Source organism: Tianweitania aestuarii, from assembly GCF_018457165.1.
GTDB classification, from domain to species: domain Bacteria; phylum Pseudomonadota; class Alphaproteobacteria; order Rhizobiales; family Rhizobiaceae; genus Tianweitania; species Tianweitania aestuarii.
The window spans coordinates 527058-543770 of sequence record NZ_JAFMNX010000003.1 but is presented as its reverse complement, the minus strand read 5'-3'; the positions used below and the strand labels follow the sequence as shown (position 1 = coordinate 543770).

General features: G+C 62.7%; 12 protein-coding genes. 9 read left to right on the top strand and 3 right to left on the bottom strand.

Annotated elements, in window-relative coordinates:
• Positions 1 to 7: 7 nt before the first annotated feature.
• Entirely contained in the window at positions 8 to 1726 is a 1719-nt protein-coding gene (locus JYU29_RS14370) for a hypothetical protein (protein ID WP_213985483.1), read from the top strand.
• On the opposite strand, the gene JYU29_RS14365 is transcribed toward JYU29_RS14370, so the two are convergent.
• Together JYU29_RS14365 and JYU29_RS14360 are read right to left on the bottom strand one after the other, a co-directional pair.
• Positions 1723 to 3351, bottom strand: coding sequence for an MFS transporter (locus JYU29_RS14365; RefSeq protein ID WP_213985605.1), 1629 nt, complete (start codon positions 3349 to 3351; stop codon positions 1723 to 1725). The two genes, JYU29_RS14370 and JYU29_RS14365, sit on opposite strands and share 4 nt — an antisense overlap.
• 267 nt (positions 3352 to 3618) lie before the next feature.
• The gene (locus JYU29_RS14360) at positions 3619 to 5403 is read right to left on the bottom strand and encodes a thiamine pyrophosphate-requiring protein (RefSeq protein WP_213985482.1); all 1785 of its coding nucleotides are present in this window, start codon (positions 5401 to 5403) and stop codon (positions 3619 to 3621) included.
• Between the two features lie 199 nt (positions 5404 to 5602).
• On the opposite strand from JYU29_RS14360, the gene JYU29_RS14355 reads away from it, so the two are divergent.
• Complete coding sequence (locus JYU29_RS14355; protein WP_250157453.1) at positions 5603 to 6637, top strand: SDR family oxidoreductase; 1035 nt, start codon at positions 5603 to 5605, stop codon at positions 6635 to 6637.
• Between the two features lie 120 nt (positions 6638 to 6757).
• On the opposite strand, the gene mfd is transcribed toward JYU29_RS14355, so the two are convergent.
• Positions 6758 to 10075 (bottom strand): transcription-repair coupling factor, encoded by a 3318-nt coding sequence (mfd, locus tag JYU29_RS14350; protein ID WP_213985481.1) that lies wholly within the window; start codon positions 10073 to 10075, stop codon positions 6758 to 6760.
• A gap of 287 nt (positions 10076 to 10362) precedes the next feature.
• Here mfd and JYU29_RS14345 point away from each other — a divergent pair, with 287 nt between their 5' ends.
• The 7 genes from JYU29_RS14345 to JYU29_RS14315 all read left to right on the top strand — a co-directional run bounded on the left by JYU29_RS14345 (position 10363) and on the right by JYU29_RS14315 (position 16682).
• Complete coding sequence (locus JYU29_RS14345) at positions 10363 to 11463, top strand: methionine ABC transporter ATP-binding protein (protein ID WP_213985603.1); 1101 nt, start codon at positions 10363 to 10365, stop codon at positions 11461 to 11463.
• The gene (locus JYU29_RS14340; protein WP_213985480.1) at positions 11453 to 12130 is read left to right on the top strand and encodes a methionine ABC transporter permease; all 678 of its coding nucleotides are present in this window, start codon (positions 11453 to 11455) and stop codon (positions 12128 to 12130) included. Before JYU29_RS14345 ends, JYU29_RS14340 begins: the two co-directional genes overlap by 11 nt.
• A 30-nt stretch (positions 12131 to 12160) precedes the next feature.
• Positions 12161 to 12946 (top strand): MetQ/NlpA family ABC transporter substrate-binding protein, encoded by a 786-nt coding sequence (locus JYU29_RS14335; protein ID WP_213985479.1) that lies wholly within the window; start codon positions 12161 to 12163, stop codon positions 12944 to 12946.
• A 177-nt stretch (positions 12947 to 13123) separates the two neighbouring features.
• Positions 13124 to 13810: a GntR family transcriptional regulator gene (locus JYU29_RS14330; RefSeq protein WP_250157452.1), complete on the top strand. Its 687-nt coding sequence runs from the start codon at positions 13124 to 13126 to the stop codon at positions 13808 to 13810.
• Between the two features lie 121 nt (positions 13811 to 13931).
• Complete coding sequence (locus JYU29_RS14325) at positions 13932 to 15056, top strand: aminotransferase class V-fold PLP-dependent enzyme (protein ID WP_213985478.1); 1125 nt, start codon at positions 13932 to 13934, stop codon at positions 15054 to 15056.
• A gap of 84 nt (positions 15057 to 15140) precedes the next feature.
• Complete coding sequence (locus JYU29_RS14320; protein WP_213985477.1) at positions 15141 to 15935, top strand: ABC transporter substrate-binding protein; 795 nt, start codon at positions 15141 to 15143, stop codon at positions 15933 to 15935.
• Positions 15936 to 16007: 72 nt separating this feature from the next.
• Positions 16008 to 16682, top strand: a complete 675-nt coding sequence (locus JYU29_RS14315) for an amino acid ABC transporter permease (protein WP_213985476.1) — start codon at positions 16008 to 16010, stop codon at positions 16680 to 16682.
• The last annotated feature ends 31 nt before the right edge of the window (positions 16683 to 16713 follow it).

Here is a 16713-nt window from a genome sequence, read left to right as displayed (position 1 = left end):
TAAAGGCTTGCTTATGTGGGTGTATGGCGACGCGCAAAGAACCGGCGACGTGCAGGATCTCGCGACCCACATTGTCCAAACACTCGATGATGCCAGCGCCCTTTCTAACGGGATCGCACGGCATGAGGCGATCGCCCGCGCCTTTGTGGATGCGGCGGAACTGATCCAGGGTCTGATCGACAGGACGTTCCACGAGCGCGGGTTCGATGCGGCGTCGCCCGAGCAGACCATCCTGACACAGCTGTTGTTCGCCTTTGCGGGTGTCGTCGAGCGCAGCTGGCAAAGCGGCTTCACCGAACAGGTGGTGCCCGAGACGCTGGTTGACGACTTGAAGGGTGTTGCGCGCGATTATCAAGGTGCGATCACCACGCGCAGTGCGGAAGGCTACAGCATCTATGCGCTTTATCCGGAAACCTATCTCGAAGCAGCGCAGGCGTCCGGTCTCGGTTCCAACACGATCGTCATCGGCATCCGCAGCATCGGCTTGAGCCTGTCTTGTCTGGTGGCGGCCGCGCTCAAAGCGCCAGCGCCGATCAGCCTTCGCCCCACCGGTGATCCTTTCGCGCGCAGGATCGAGGCCGATCCGCAACTGTTGGACACCGTGCTTGCCCGTGGCGACGGACCGATCGCCATCGTGGATGAAGGCCCCGGTCTGTCCGGCAGCTCCTTTTTCGCGGTGGCGGATTGGCTGGAACGCGGCGGTGTTGCGCGCGATCGCATCCACTTCTTCCCCAGCCATGCCGGCGTGCCCGGCGGACAGGCGCCCGCCGATCATCGCCAGCGGTGGGAGGTGGCGCCGCGCCATGTGCGCCCGTTCGATACGACCTTTCTGCAGAACAACAGGCTGCAAGGCTGGATCGGAACGCTGCTTGGGCCGCTCGAGCGCCCGTTGCAGGATCTTTCATGGGGCAACTGGAAACGGGCGGAAGATGCGTCGTCGCCGGTGGATGCACGGCTGGAGCGACGCAAGTTTCTGGCTGATACGGCCAACGGGTCTTTCCTGGTGAAATTTGCCGGTCTGGGTTCGGAAGGGCAGCGGAAGTTCGAGGTTGCGAAGGTGTTGTATCGCGGAGGCTTCGCAGCCGAGCCGGTCGCCCTCCTGCATGGCATGATCGTCGAGCACTGGGTTGGGGGCGAACCGCTCACCGCCGATCATGATCGCGCTCGCCTCCTCCAAACGCTCGGTTCCTATCTCGCCGTGCGCGCCACTCTGCCCGCCCATAATGAAGGGGCTTCGCTTGCCCTCCTTGCGGACGTCGCCGCCTTCAATGCGGGCCAGGCCTTTGGCGGCGAGGCGGAAGCGCTTGTGCGCAAGGCGACCGGCAGTGCCGCGGCGCTGCAGCATCTGGTTCGGCCGGTCGATACGGACAGTCGACTGCATCGATGGGAATGGCGGGTGACGCCCGATCAGCGCCTGATCAAGACGGATGCGCTCGACCATAGCGGCGCGCATGATCTCGTTGGATGTCAGGACATCGCCTGGGACATCGCCGGCGCCATTGTCGAGCACGACCTGACGCAGGATGAGACCGAGCGGCTCGTCAGCCACGTCGAATGCGGGAGCGGGCGAGCGATTGAGCGCGAGCTCATGGATCTGCTCTTGCCCTGTTACCTCGGCTTTCAAACGGGCTTGTGGAGCATGGCGCTCGATGCCGCAGCCGACGATCACAAGCCGGCGCTGCGCCATCTGCTCGAGCGCTGCAAGCACCAACTGATGCAGCTTTAGCCGAGATCGACCGGTGTCTTGGTTTGCAGGCCCGGTTCACGCGGGTCGGTCGGCCGCACGACCATGCGATGCACCTTTGGCGGTTCGCTGCCGGCATGGAGCGCACGCACCGCGTCGTAGATGATCGCATCGGCCTGGGTACGGCGCTGGTTGTGGCGAACGTAATCGTTCCAGGTCGGGACGTGATAGGTCTCGATCCACTGCTCGGGATGCTGCGTGTCGCGCAAAAGCTCCCAGTTGCGACCGCCATCGCGCCGGATGATGCGGCGGCGCTCATGCATGAGGCTGAGGAAACGCTCGGTGTAGTTTTCGGGGATGATGTGCTCGATCATGATCGCCATCGGCCCGCTGCGCCCTTGAAGATCCAGTGCGAGGCTGGGCACCTTCCAGCGGTTGAGCGGTTCGAGATTGTCGCGCGACAGATTGGGCAGCGGCAGACTGAGACCAACCGCGGCACTGGCCAGCATCACCGCGGCAGCGCTGATCAAGGCGACCGAAATGCCATGGCTTTCGGCCACCAGGCCCCAGGTCCAGCTGCCAAGCGCCATGCCGCCGAAGGTTGCGGTCTGATAAAGCGCAAGCGCACGACCGAGCACCCAGCGCGGCGTCGCGAGCTGCACGGTAACGTTGAACATCGACAGCGCCAGCACCCAGCATGCACCGCCGATCAGCATGCCGAGCGCCACAAACGCCTCGTTGCCGCCATAGGCGATCAGGGTAGCGGATACGGCAAAGCCGACAAAGGACCCGCGCGCGATGTTCTCGTTGGAGGTCATCTGGCGCACCTTGCCGCCGAGAAAGGCACCACCAACGGCACCGATGCCGTAGCAGCCGAGCAAAAGGCCATAAAGCAGCGGACCGCCATTGGGCAGATCACGCGCCACGATCGGCAGAAGCGCCAGAACGATGATGGCGGTGAAGCCGAACAGGAAACCGCGCAACAGGACCTTTTCGATCTGCGGCGACATGGCGACATAGCGCAAACCAGAAAACATCGCGCTGAGCAGCGTTTCGCGCGGCAGCGTGCGCGGCGGCGTTTCGAGCTTCCAGCGTGAGATCACGAACAGAAGCGGCAGATAGCTCAGCGCGTTAACGGCAAAGGCCGCGACCGCTCCGGCGCTCGCCACGATGATACCGCCGATCGCCGGACCGACGCTTCGCGTCAGGTTGAAGTTGACGCTGTTGAGCGCCACCGCATGAGGCAGATCGCTACGCGGCACCATCTCGCCAACCGATGCCTGCCAGGACGGGTTGTTCAGGGCCGTGCCGCAGCCGATCAGGAAGGTGAAGCCGAGCAGCATCCACGGCGTGATCCAGCCGAAATAGGTGAACAGCGCCAGAAACAGCGACACAACCAGCATGAAGGCCTGCGCCGTCATCATCACGCGTTTGCGGTTGAAGTTGTCGGCCACAGCACCCGATGCCAGGGAAAAGATCATCACCGGCAAGGTGGTGGATGCCTGCACCAGCGCGATCATGTCGGCCGACGGTGCGATCGAGGTCATCAGCCAGGCCGCACCGACGGACTGGATCAGTCCGCCGAGATTGGAAGCGAGGCTGGCAAACCAGACGGCGCGGAAAACGGGAGAGCGGAAGGGGGACAAAGGCGAACTTGGCAGCACCACGGCTGGGCCGGCTTGCGGGGTGGCGCTGGCTGCTTGTTCAACCCCGTTCCCGATGCTCCGTTCGCTCACATCACGTTCCCAAGTACTTCCGCACGCCGTCCCCCAGTGCTCGCTTTGAACGCAGGTGCGCGTCGCGTTCCGCTGCTTCGTTCACCCATTTTGCCGACAAAACGATGGGGTCGGCAAGAGCACGCCTTCAAAAGCGCGCATCCGGGCGGGTTCTCGAGCGCGTTATCGATCTGGTTCCTTTACCTGGAACCTGATCGGCTACTTTCTAGGCCAGAAAGAGGCCGTGAGTTCGCGTGCCGTTTGCATGATCGTGCCGCGCGGTTCGGGGTCGCCTTCCACAATTGCGCCCATGAAGTTGCGCGCCTGCTCGAAGGTGATATGCGGCGGGATCGGGCCGACATTGGGATCGGTGATCATGTCGAGCACGAAGGGCTTTTTCGAAGCCAGCGCTTCTTCCCAGGCTGGTCCGACATCCTCCGGCCGCTCGACACGGCGACCGCCCAGGCCGATCAGCTTGGCGAATTCGGCATAAGGCACATCGGGCAGAGACTGGCTCGTTTCCCATTTGGGATCGCCCGCCTGCACACGCTCTTCCCATGACACATAGGCCAAATCGCGATTGTTCAGCGCCATCACGATCAAGCGCGGATCAGCCCAGCGCTGCCAGTATTTCGCGATGGTGATCAGTTCGGACATGCCGTTCATCTGCATCGCGCCATCGCCCACAAGCGCAATCACCGGACGGTCCGGATGCGCGAACTTGGCGGCGATCGCGTAAGGCACGGCACAGCCCATCGTCGCCAGCATGCCGGATACGGAGCCCATCATGTCCTCGCGGAACCTCAGGTTGCGCGCATACCAGACGGATGTCGTGCCGCTATCGGCCACAACGACACTGCGGTCCGGCAGGCGTTCCGACAATTCATGCACGACGCGCTGTGGGTTGATCGGATCGGCATCGACCATGGCTGCTTCACGGGTCTCGGCCCAGGCATCGGCCGTGGCCTCGCGAATCTCATCTTGCCAGCTGCGGTCCTGCTTGTGGTCGAGCAAGGGCAGCAGAGCTTCCAGCGTGGCGCGGGAATGACCGAGAAGGTTCGCTTCCATCGGATAACGAAGGCCGAGCATGCCTGCCGAAATGTCGATCTGAACGCCGCGCGCTTGTCCGGGCTTGGGCAGGAACTCGGTGTAAGGAAAGCCGGATCCGACCATCAGAAGCGTGTCGCATTCCTGCATCAGCTTCCAGCTCGCCTTCGTGCCGAGCAGGCCTATCGAGCCGGTGCAGAACGGCACTTCATCGGACAAAACGGCCTTGCCGAGCAGGGCTTTGGCAACGCCTGCACCCAGTTTTTCGGCGACAGCGAGCACGGCATCGCCGGCGTCAAGCGCGCCGGCACCCACCAGCATCGCGACCTTCTTGCCGCTGTTGAGGATATCGGCGGCATGACGCAAATCGGCCTCGCCCGGCACCATGGGCGACAGCTCGATGCCCGTGCCGGAATGGGTCATGCCATGCGCCATCGGCGGCTGCTTCATGGCTTCCATCTGCAGATCGTTGGGCAGGATCACGCAGGTGACCTTCCGCTCCGCCTTGGCGATGCGATAAGCGCGGTCGATCAGATGCGGCACCTGTTCGGGCGTGAAGGCCGTCGCGATAAAGGCGCTGGCGACGTTCTGGAACAGCGCCTGCAAGTCGATGTCCTGCTGATAATGCGAGGCGAGCGCGCTGCGTGCTTGCTGGCCGACCAGAGCGACCACCGGCTGATGATCACCCATCGCATCGTAGAGACCATTCAGGAGGTGGATGGCGCCGGGGCCAGACGTCGCAATACAGACGCCGACTTCGCCGGTGAACTTGGCGGTGGCGGTGGCCATCAGGCCGGCCATTTCCTCGTGGCGCACCTGAACGAAGTCGATAGCGCCTTCCGTGCGCGCCAAGGCGCCGATCAAACCGCCGATGCCGTCACCCGGATAACCGAAAACACGGCGAACGCCCCAGGCCTGCAGGCGCGTCCAGATGAAGTCGGCAACGGTCTCGGTCATCGGGCGCGGTCCTTTTGGCGGGGGAAACTGGATGTTGAGGACCGGCTGGTCCGGTCCTGCCCGCTAACCCCTGAACTGCGCCGCCGTTCCATCAGCAAGGAGGCATGTTCGGCCCGATCGGTAAAGTTTTGCGTGATGGGGGAACAGGTGGCGGCGCTGAGGCTTTGCCAGATGCGATTTTCATACAAGATTGGAGACGATGATGACATCCGACAGCGCCGATCGCTCCCGGCGTCTTCTTGTTGGCGGCATGTCCGCCGGCCTCGTGACGGCTTTTGCCGGCCGTGCGAGTGCGCAGGAAAGCAGTGGAGCCGCGAAATCTGGCACAGCGGCAGCGGCAGCAACACCGACGCAGCCCTTGCAGGATCCGACCACGAAGTATCCGCAGCCGCCTTATCCCGCGCAGACGCAGGAATGGCCGGGTCTTGCCAGCAAGATGGACCCGAAGCCCGACCATGGCGAGGAAAGCTACAAGGGCTCCGGACGGCTCGCCGGCCGCAAGGCGCTGATCACCGGCGGCGATTCCGGCATGGGTCGCGCGGCTGCGATCGCCTATGCCCGCGAAGGTGCCGATGTCGCCATCAACTATTTGCCGCAGGAAGAATCCGACGCCAAGGAAGTTGTCGCACTGATCGAGGCGGAAGGCCGCAAGGCCGTGGCTTTGCCGGGCGATCTGAAGGATCGCGCGTTCTGCAGCAAGCTGATCGAGGATGCGTCGCGCGAACTCGGTGGGCTCGACATTTTCGTCAGCAATGCGGCACGCCAACAGGCGCGTGAAAGCCTCGAAGACATCTCCGACGAAGACTTCGACGCGACGTTCAAGACCAATGTCTATGCGATGTTCTGGCTGACAAAGGCTGCGTTGCAGCACCTCAAGCCCGGTTCGTCGATCATCATCACGACCTCGGTCGTGGCTTACGATCCGCCCGACGTGATCATGGATTATGCCATGACGAAAGCGTGCGGGCGCAACTTCGTGCAGAGCCTGGCCAAGCAGCTGGCCCCGAAGGGCATTCGGGTCAACGGTGTTGCGCCGGGTCCGATCTGGACGCCGTTGCAGCCGAGCGGTGGCCAGCTGCCGGAGGATCTGCCGCAGTTCGGCGCCGATACGCCGCTCGGTCGCGCCGGTCAGCCGGGCGAACTGGCGGGCATTTACGTGCTGCTGGCATCGAACGAAAACAGCTTCGCGACCGGCCAGGTTTATGGTGCGGTGGGCGGTAATGGCGGTCCGTAACCGCTATTTGGCAGCGCAGAACGCCGATATGGCAACACAGAACAAGGGGAACGCCGAGGCATCGGCGTTCCTTTTTGTTATCTGGTGAAGCGCGAGCCGTGAGCGCCGCGTTCTTTGTCGTCACGCCATCGTTTCGAGCAGCGATCTGACGAGTTCCAGACGCTCAGAACCCGGTTCGGTCGACTTGGCGAGGATCAGACGATCTTCTCGACGCGACACGTCCTCGCCTTTCAGCCACGACTTCCAACGTGCTTCGGTCGGCGTCTTGCGGAAGCTGATGGCGGTTGCTTTCGGGCCGGCGGCGATGCGCGACATGCCGTGATCGCGGGCAAGGAGTTTCAGGCGGGCGAGGTCGAGCAGGGTGGTGACGGCTTCCGGCGGCTCGCCGAAGCGGTCGGCGATTTCTTCAACAAAGGCGTCGAGTTCTTCGGTTCGGGTGATACGCTGGAGACGGGCGTACAGGTTGAGGCGGATCGTGGCTTCCGGCACGTAGTCCTGCGGGATCGATCCCGCCATTTCCAGATTGATCTCGGGCTCGGTGCGATCGCCGGCCGCATCGCCGCGCGCGGCATCCACGGCTTGGGCGAGAAGGCGCTGATACAGGCTGACGCCGATCAGCTTCATATGACCGGCCTGTTCCTCGCCCATGAGATCGCCGGCGCCGCGCAGATCGAGGTCGCGGGCGCTGATGGCGAGACCCGAGCCGAGGCGGTCGAAGGCAACCAGCGTGGACAGGCGCGAGCGGGTGGCGTCGGGCACCGCCTTGTCGGCTTCGGTGAGAAGATAGGTCACGCCCTGGGTTCGACCGCGCCCGACGCGGCCACGCAGCTGGTGGAGTTGGGCGAGACCGAAGCGGTCGGCACGCCACACGATCATCGTATTGGCGCGCGGCACATCAAGGCCGCTTTCGATGATGTTGGTGGACAGGAGAATGTCGCCCTTTCCGGCGGCAAAGCCGACCATGACCTCGTCCATGCCCTTGGCATCCATCTTGCCATGCGCGACCCGCAGATCGAGCTTGGGCACGAGGGTCTTCAGGAGGGCCTCGATCTCGCCGAGATCCTCGATGCGGGGCGCCACAAAGAAGCTTTGACCGCCACGTCGTTTTTCCCGGATCAGCGCGGTCTTCAGGGACGCGGCATCGTAAGGCGCAAGAAAGGTGCGGATCGGACGGCGGCGCGCCGGCGGGCTTGCCAGAATGCTGACATCCTGCACGCCGACCATCGCCGATTGCAGCGTGCGGGGAATGGGCGTCGCGCTCATGGTGAGCGTATGAAGCGCGGGAGCAAGCGTGCGCATCTTGTCTTTGAGCTTGGCGCCGAAGCGATGCTCCTCGTCGATCACCAGCAGGCCGAGATCGGCAAAGGTGACATCGTCGGAGGCCACGGCCTGAGTGGCGACCACGATGCCGATCTCGCCCGACTTCAACCCTTCCTTGACGGCCTCCATTTCGGAACCGGCGGTGATGCGCGAGAGATGGCCGACCTTGATGCCGGTATCGGCAAAGCGGCGCTGGAAGTTCTCGAAGTGCTGGCGCACCAGAACCGTGGTCGGCGCGACAACCGCGACCTGCTTGCCGGTCAAAGCCACGGCTGCCGCGGCACGCAGCGCGATCTCCGTCTTACCGAAGCCGACATCGCCGCAGATCAGCCGGTTCATGACCTTGCCGGATTCCAGATCGTCCAGCACCGCCTCGATCGAGGCCGCCTGATCGGGCGTTTCGGGATAAGGAAAGCGCGACGTGAACTTGGCGTAAGCGGCACGCGGCGGCTTGATCGCTTCGGCCGTTTCTGCAGCGCGCGCCTTTGCAGCCGCGATCAGATCGGCGGCGGCCTTGTCGATCTCGCGGCTGACTTCGGCGCGCCGCTTCAGCCAGGCATCGGTGTTGAGGCGATCGAGCTTCACGGCTTCGGCTTCCGCGCCATAGCGCCAGATGCGGCCGAACTCCTCGATCGGCGACAGAACCGACGCTTCGCCATGATATTCCAGCCGCACGGCATCACGCTCGGCCCCGTCCACCGTGACGCTTTCCAACGCACGCAGAACGCCGACGCCGTGATCTTCGTGGATCACGACATCGCCGACGCGCAGTTCCGGTTCCGATAGGAGGTCTTCGGTCGTGGCTTCGCTTGCGCTCAAACGCGCGCCGAACAGATCGGACGCGGTGACCACGACAAGATCATTGTCGGGATCGTCGAAGCCGCCGCTGAGATCGAAAGCGGCCTTGGTGACGCCGGCCTTCGGCGTTTCGAGCGCCGCCTGCCAGGTGTCGACGCTGGTCACCTCGCCATCCACATTGCGCGCCAGAATGCGCGACAAACGCCTGAGCTCGGGACCGACGCCCGTGACCACCACGCGTTTGCCGGCCTCGACCTTTTTCTTCACGAAGCGGGCAAAGGCTTTTTGCGGATGCGTTTCCAGGGTGAAGCGCGGCACCGCTTCCACCGCTTCAGCCTTGATCGTCACAGGCTTGCGGCTCTTCAGCGCCTTTTTCCAGGATTTTGCATCGATGTAATAGGTATCGCCGCCGCGCGAATGCGCTTCGCCGAAGTCGCGGCGGGCCTGAAGCGCATCCTTGATCAGGTCGAGGGCCGCATCGGCGCGCTCATCCGCTTCTTCCGACAGGCTGACGGCGAAGTCGGGCAGGCGATCAAACAGCGTTCCCATGTCGTCATAAAGCGCCGACATGCGCGCTTCCATGCTCTGACCGGATACCGCGTCGGCTTCCTCCTCACCTGCCGGCGCAATGGCTTCGCTGGCGGGGCCGAAGGCGAGGCTTTTGATCGACTCGTTTGTGCGCTGTGTTGCCGGATCATAGGTGCGGATGTCTTCCACGATATCGCCGTCGCCCAGCATGACGCGAACGGGGAAGGCGTCGGAGGCCGGGAAAATATCCACGACATCGCCGAGCAGGGCTGCTTCGCCCGCTTCATCGACGCGATCATCGAGAATATAGCCGGTGCGTAGGAGAAAGGCGCTCAGCGCGTCGCGATCCAGCGTGTCGCCGATGGCGATCGAAAAGCTGGCTTCCAGAACGACATTAGCCGGGGGCAGGCCCTGCAGCATGGCGGCGGGCGACGTGACCACCAGCCGGCGCTTGTTTGGCTGTCTATCGATTGCGGCAAGTGCCGCCATGCGCTGACCCATGCAGTCGCGCTGCGGCGGGGTGCGGTCATAGGGCAGACAATCCCACGGCGGCAGAAGCAGCACTTCGATCGCGGGATCGAAACAGCGAAGCGCACGCGCGATCTCGTCGGCCTCGCGTTCGCTGCGCGCGATGTGGATCAGGCCGGGCGCTTTCTCATCGGCAAAGGTGGACAGGAGGCGGGCCGCGACAGCTGCGGCGGGTGCATGACGGGCAACGAGATCGGTCGGCATTGGCAGAGCGCCTGGAACGAGCTGCGGCTCACTTTCGGCCACGGCTAAACGAGATGGCATGAAGACCCCCGGAAAATGTTGCAGCCAAACACGGATGACGTGCGAACAGTTCCGCGCCCGGCTGCAGCCTCCCGACATCCGGAAGTCAGGCATGGGCGATCAGCACGGAAAACCGGCTCATGTGGTGACGGTTTGCCGCGCTGCCCTATTTTGGAAAATCTGACCCGTTTCGAACCGTTTCGTTTAAGAACGTGCTCTTTCAGAACCGTTCGGCGAACCCGCGTTCCTCGACACCTTCGCCAGAAAACAAGTAGCTATACGCTCCCAATTTCGGACTACCTGTGACTTTGACACCCACTTCCTTTTCCCCTGCCGCAGCACCCGCCGCCGCGCCGCCGCCGCCCGCCTTGATCCAGTTGCGCGAGGTGGAAAAGACCTATGCCGGGCGTACCGGCACGGGTGCGGTGACCGCGCTGCACACGATCACGCTCGATGTCCCGAAGGGTGCGATCCTTGGCGTGATCGGCCGTTCGGGCGCCGGCAAGTCGACCCTGATCCGCCTCGTGAACGGGCTTGAACGGCCGACACGCGGCCAGGTGATCGTGGACGGCACCGACATTTCGGCGCTGGACGAGCGCGCCTTGCGTCACGAACGACGCTCGATCGGCATGATCTTCCAGCATTTCAACCTTCTGGCGCGCCGCACCGCCTACGACAATGTCGCCTTGCCGCTCGAAATCGCCGGTGTCAGCAGTGCCGCCATCAAAAACAAGGTCATGCCGCTGCTCGACCTTGTGGGACTGGCCGACAAGGCGCGCCGTTATCCCGCCGAACTGTCGGGTGGCCAGAAACAGCGCGTCGGCATTGCCCGCGCTCTGGCGACCGATCCGAAGGTGCTGCTTTCGGATGAAGCGACCTCGGCGCTCGACCCTGAAACCACCGAGCAGATCCTGGCGCTCTTGCGCCAGGTGAATGCCGAACTCGACCTGACCATCCTTTTGATCACGCATGAAATGTCGGTGATCAAGGCGGTGACCGACCGTGTTGCGGTGATTGATGGCGGGCGCATCGTGGAAGAAGGCCCGACCTTCGACCTGTTTACCCGCCCGCAGCATCCAACCACGCGCTCCTTCGTGTCGTCGATCACCGGCAACGAACTGCCGGCGCATCTGGCCAGCCGTTTGAGCGCCCAGCCGCTGGCCGGCAGCCAGGTTCTGGTGCGCCTCACCTTTACCGGCGGCGATGCCAGCCAGCCGTTTTTGTCGGTGCTGACGCGCAAGCTCAACATCGATCTCGGCATCATCCAGGGCAATGTCGACTATATCGGCGGTCATCCGTTCGGCACGCTGGTTGTCAGCACGCCGGCCGATCAGGCCCATCTGCAGGCGCTGACGGATGCGTCGCGCGAACTCGGCCTTCAAGTGGAGGTGCTCGGCTATGTGGCCTGATGTGTTTTCCCCGCAGATCCTCAACCTGCTGATCTCCTCCTTCGGCCAGACCCTTTATATGGTGGGTGTGTCGGGCCTGATCGGCTCGCTGATCGGCATTCCGCTCGGCGTGTTTCTGGCGACCAGCCGCTCCGGCGAACTGTTTGCGGCACCCTGGATCAACAGCGTGCTCGGCCTCATCGTGAATGCGGCGCGCTCCACGCCCTTCATCATCCTCGTTGTCGCCATCGTGCCGCTGACGCGCTTTCTGGCCGGCACCTCGATCGGCACGAAGGCTGCGATCGTGCCGCTGACGATTGCAGCCGCGCCCTTTATCGCCCGCGTGATCGAAGGCGCCATTCGCGGCGTCGACCAGGGCCTGATCGAAGCCGCCCGGGCAATGGGTGCGACCCCGATGCAGATCGTGCGCAAGGTGTTGTTACCCGAAGCGCTGCCCGCCATCACCCTGGCGCTGACGCTGACCGTGGTCAGTTTGATCGGCTATTCGGCCATGGTGGGCGCCGTTGGCGGCGGCGGACTTGGCGATCTCGGCATCCGCTTCGGTTACCAGCGTTTCATGCCCGACGTGATGCTGACGGTGGTGATCGTGCTGATCATTCTCGTGCAGGGCGTGCAAAGCCTTGGCGATTTTCTTGCGCGGCGCTTCGACAAGCGTTCGCGGTTCTAACCCCCCCTCCAGTTCAAGGATCCCTTTCTCATGACCCTGAAGACCCTTTTTGCCGGCCTCGCGCTCGGCCTTGCGCTGACCACCGGTGCGGCTTATGCCGAAACGATCAAGATCGGCGTGACGCCCGGACCACATGCCCAGATCCTCGAAGCCGTGAAGCCGCTTCTGGCGCCAAAGGACATCGATCTCGAGATCATCGAGTTTTCCGATTACGTCGTTCCCAACGAAGCGCTGAACTCGGGCGAACTCGACGCCAACTCGTTCCAGCACCAGCCTTATCTCGACAACCAGGTGACGGATCGCGGCTACAAGATCGAGTCGGTCGCCACCACCGTGAACTTCCCGATCGGCATCTATTCCAACAAGATCAAGGCGATCGGCGACCTGCCCGAAGGCGGCACGGTTGCCATTCCCAACGATCCCACCAATGGCGGCCGCGTTCTTCTGCTCATGGCCGATGAAGGCGTGATCAAGCTCAAGGACGGCGTGGGCACCAAGGCCAGCATCGCCGACATCACCGAAAACCCGAAGAACCTGAAGATCGTCGAGATCGACGCAGCCCAGCTGCCCCGCGCGCTGCCCGACGTCGATGCCGCCGGCATCAACACCAACTATGCCGAACAAGCCGGTCTCGATCCGGTCAAAGACCCGATCCTGCGCGAAAGCCCGAAGGGCCCCTATGTCAACGTGATCGCGGTGCGCAGCGAAGACAAGGACAAGCCCTGGGTCAAGGAACTGGTTGCAGCCTACCATTCCGACCAGATCCGCGACTTCGTGGAAAAGACCTTCAAGGGCTCGGTTCTCGCCAGCTGGTAAGCAGCCAGGCGTATAGGTGAACTGACAAGCGTCTGCCTGGGGAACCGGGCAGGCGCTTTTTTGTGGGGGTGCTCTTGCGGCTTCAAAGTGTGGGTGGCAGCGCCTGGTGCACAGAGGTGGACGAACAAGGGCGTTGTGTTAAGGCTAGAGCATTCGCATAGCATCGGAACCGTCGCATTGACCCTTGAACCTGTTCTTGAGCGCGTCACCACCCGCGCCACAGTCCAAGACATGGTTTATAGCCAGCTGCGCAGTGCGCTGATCAATGGCGACTTCGATCCGGGACAGGCGCTGACGATTTCCTTGCTCGCGGGGCAGTTCGGCACCAGCCATATGCCGGTGCGCGAAGCCCTGCGTCGTCTCGCGGCCGAGAACGCGCTTGATGTTTCACGCAACGGGTCGGCACGCGTTCCTCCCGTGACGCTTGCGCGGCTGGACGATCTGTGTCGGGCGCGGGTGGCCGTGGAAGGGTTGGCCGTCGAGCTCGGCACACGGTTCATCACGGCCGAAGATCTGGCCCGCCTTGTGCAAATCGAAGACGCGCATACGGCGGCAGCCAAGGCCGGTAATGTTTACAGCATGCTGGTGGGCAATCGCGATTTCCACTTCGCGATCTACCGGGCGTCCGGCTCCGACGTGCTTGTGCAACTGATCGACACGCTGTGGCTCCGCTTCGGGCCCTATATGCGGATGCTGTCCAAGCATGTGAAACCTCTCGTCAAGAACGGCACGCACGAGCCATACATCCGGCAGCATCTTGCCATTCTTGCCGCGATCGACCGCCGCGACGAAGCCCAAGCGCGCGCTGAACTCGAGCGGGACATCACCATCACCTGGGATTTGCTGAAGGAGCTTTGCGGATGAGCCTCTTACCCCGGCTGTGGGTTGGGCCTTTTCTGAACGGCACCAAGAAGCGCGCATGAGCAAGCGTAGCAGTTGACGACCTCCTCCTAACATGATCATTTGATCAAATCGGGAGGCGCTGATGTCGGGTTATTTTCTTTATCATTCCATTGGCACGTTTCCCGGCAAGGCAGGGGCGATGACGCAGGCCCTGACGCAGTTCTCTGATGCCTGGTCGGCTGAAGATGACGCGCAATGGCCCTACGCCCTCAAGGCACGGCAAGCCTTTATCGAAGCATGGCAGCGCCTGATCGAGGCCCCGGGATCCAGCCTGACCACAGCTGAAAACGTCACCACGGCCTTGTTCAGCCTCATCGGCGGGTTGCCCGAAGGCACGTTGCGGGGCAAGCGCGTGCTTGTGGCGGCCGATTGTTTCCCGAGCCTTCATTTCCTCTTGAACAAGCTTCAGGATCGGTTCGGCTTCGTCCTCCATACCGTCCCCCTCCGCCCCAATGAGACCTGGGTGCGCGACGAAGACATTCTGGAGCAATGGGGCAGCGATGTCGGACTGGCTTTGCTGACCTTCGTGTCCTCAACAACATCGCATCGCTGCGACTTGAAGCGGCTTTCCGAGCATGGTCGCGCCATGGGCTCGCTTGTTGGCGTCGATATCACGCAAGGTGTTGGCGTTCTGCCGTTCTCGGTCGCCGATCTTGCCGTCGACTTCATTGTTTCCACTTCACTGAAGTGGCTGTGCGGCACGTCAGGTGCCGGCATCCTCCAAGTGCGGCCTGATCTACTCACCCAGTGCGAGCCCGAACTGCGCGGCTGGTTCAGCCAGGAGAACCCTTTCTCCTGGGACCTCGACAAGTTTACTTATGCGGGCGATGCGCGCCGGTTCGATCATGGCACGCCGGCGATTTTGGCAAGCGTGGCGTCGCTGCCCGGACTTCGATGGGTGGAGCAAACCGGTATCGCAGCGATCGCACAACAAAACCGCACGCATACGGAGCGGTTGGTCGCCATGGCCCATGCAAACGGCTGGACGCTCGCCTCGCCGGCCGATCCGAATGAGCGCGGCGGCAGTGTGATGATCACCCTGCCGGACCATGCCAATCCTGCCGAGATCGTCGCTTCCTTGCGCGCGGCCGAGCTTTACACCGACGCACGCGGACGTACGCTGCGTTTGTCGCCGGGTATCGTCACGACGCCCGAAGCGGTGGATGCGCTGGAGGAACGGCTGATCGCCCTGTTGCGCACCGCCTGACGCATAACAAAAGCAACCGATGGCCTGCCAATGGGCCATGGTGGCGTAATCACCGGCACGACCGGAACAAAAAGGGGAAAGAACATGATGAAACGCATCGTCCTTGTCGGTATGGCCTTCGCCGCGCTCAGCGCCTTTGCCCTGCCATCGCAGGCTCAGGAGAATGTGGTTGTTGGCGCTTATGCCGCCAATCCGCCCTGGGAGTTCAAAAACGAAGCGGGCACCTTTGAAGGTTATGAAGTGGATGTGGCGACCGAAGCCGCCAAACGCATCGGCAAAGGCGTCGAATTCCAGGAACTGGGCTTCCAGGCCTTGTTTGCTGCCACCGCTTCGGGTCGCATCGACTTCGCGATCTCCTCGATCTCCATTACTAATGAACGGCTGCAGAACCAGTCCTTCACGCAGGCTTACTATGACAGCGACGGCACGATCGTCGGCCGTCAGGGTACCGAGATCGCAACGCTGGAAGACCTGAAGGGCAAGACCATCGGCGTTGTTGCCGGTACGACCGGCGACAAGTGGGCCAAGGAAAACGCCGAAAAATACGGCATTGCCGATGTGACGAGCTACAATGCCCAGCAGGATCTTCTGCTCGACGTGCAGAACGGCCGCATCGATGGCGGCGCGGGCGAACTCGCCGGCTTCCAGTATGCCATCAAGAAGATCCAGGCTCTCAAGGTTCTCGTTCGCATCCCGACCGGTGAGCGCTTCGCGATGATGGCCAAGAAGGATCTGCCGATGCTGCCGGAGATCAATGAAGCGATCTCCGCCATGAAGACCGATGGCACGATGGCCAAGATCCACGAGAAGTGGTTTGGCGTGGCGCCTGAAGCCGGCACCAGCACGGTCACGCCTTCCGACGTGCCAACCGCGCAGTAATCGCCTTCAACGAAGCGCCGCCTCGATGCGCGGCGCTTCGCTTCCTGTTCTCCACCGCTCCGGATTTGTCCCATGGAACTGATCGAGACCTTCTTTAACTGGGACATCCTGATCCGCTCTTTCCCCATTCTGATGCGGGGTCTGGGCAACACGATCATGCTGGGCGTGGCCAGCATTCTGCTTGGCACGTTCTGCGGCCTGCTTCTATGCCTCGTGCGCTTGTATGCGCCGCGTCCGATCCAGCTTCTGGCGATCGGCTATATCGACATCTTTCGCGCCCTGCCGATCCTGGTGCTGCTGATCCTGATCTACTACGCCCTGCCCTTTATCGGAATTCGGCTGAATTCCTTCGTGTCGGCGTTGTGGGCGCTGTCCATGGTGCTGGCGGCGTTTACCGCCGAAGTCTGCCGCGCGGGCATTCAGAACGTGCCAGCCGGCCAGTTCGAAGCCGCCGCGACGCTCGGCATGCCGTTCTGGATGAGCATGCGCAAGATCATCCTGCCGCAGGCGATCAAGGTGATCATCCCGCCGCTGACGTCCAACTCCATTGCCGTCTTCAAGGACACGGCGCTGGCTTCCGTTGTCGCCATGCCCGACCTGCTCAAGCAGGCGCAGGACACGCAAGCCCTGATGGCCAATCCGACACCGCTGATCGGTGCCGCCATCATCTATCTCGTGCTGCTTTGGCCGCTTGTGCGTATCGTCGGCTATCTCGAAGGCCGCAACCAGCGCCTTTACGCGCGGTGATCCACCGCCTCGCCGCTCTCACACGGTTTCC

What these genes read in the sequence shown, in the direction of transcription:
- JYU29_RS14355 (WP_250157453.1), top strand. Translation starts at nt 5,603, where the DNA reads ATGATGACATCCGACAGCGCCGATCGCTCCCGGCGTCTTCTTGTTGGC.
- mfd (WP_213985481.1), bottom strand. Translation starts at nt 10,075, where the DNA reads ATGCCATCTCGTTTAGCCGTGGCCGAAAGTGAGCCGCAGCTCGTTCCA.
- JYU29_RS14315 (WP_213985476.1), top strand. Translation starts at nt 16,008, where the DNA reads ATGGAACTGATCGAGACCTTCTTTAACTGGGACATCCTGATCCGCTCT.
- JYU29_RS14335 (WP_213985479.1), top strand. Translation starts at nt 12,161, where the DNA reads ATGACCCTGAAGACCCTTTTTGCCGGCCTCGCGCTCGGCCTTGCGCTG.
- JYU29_RS14360 (WP_213985482.1), bottom strand. Translation starts at nt 5,403, where the DNA reads ATGACCGAGACCGTTGCCGACTTCATCTGGACGCGCCTGCAGGCCTGG.
- JYU29_RS14340 (WP_213985480.1), top strand. Translation starts at nt 11,453, where the DNA reads ATGTGGCCTGATGTGTTTTCCCCGCAGATCCTCAACCTGCTGATCTCC.
- JYU29_RS14320 (WP_213985477.1), top strand. Translation starts at nt 15,141, where the DNA reads ATGATGAAACGCATCGTCCTTGTCGGTATGGCCTTCGCCGCGCTCAGC.
- JYU29_RS14325 (WP_213985478.1), top strand. Translation starts at nt 13,932, where the DNA reads ATGTCGGGTTATTTTCTTTATCATTCCATTGGCACGTTTCCCGGCAAG.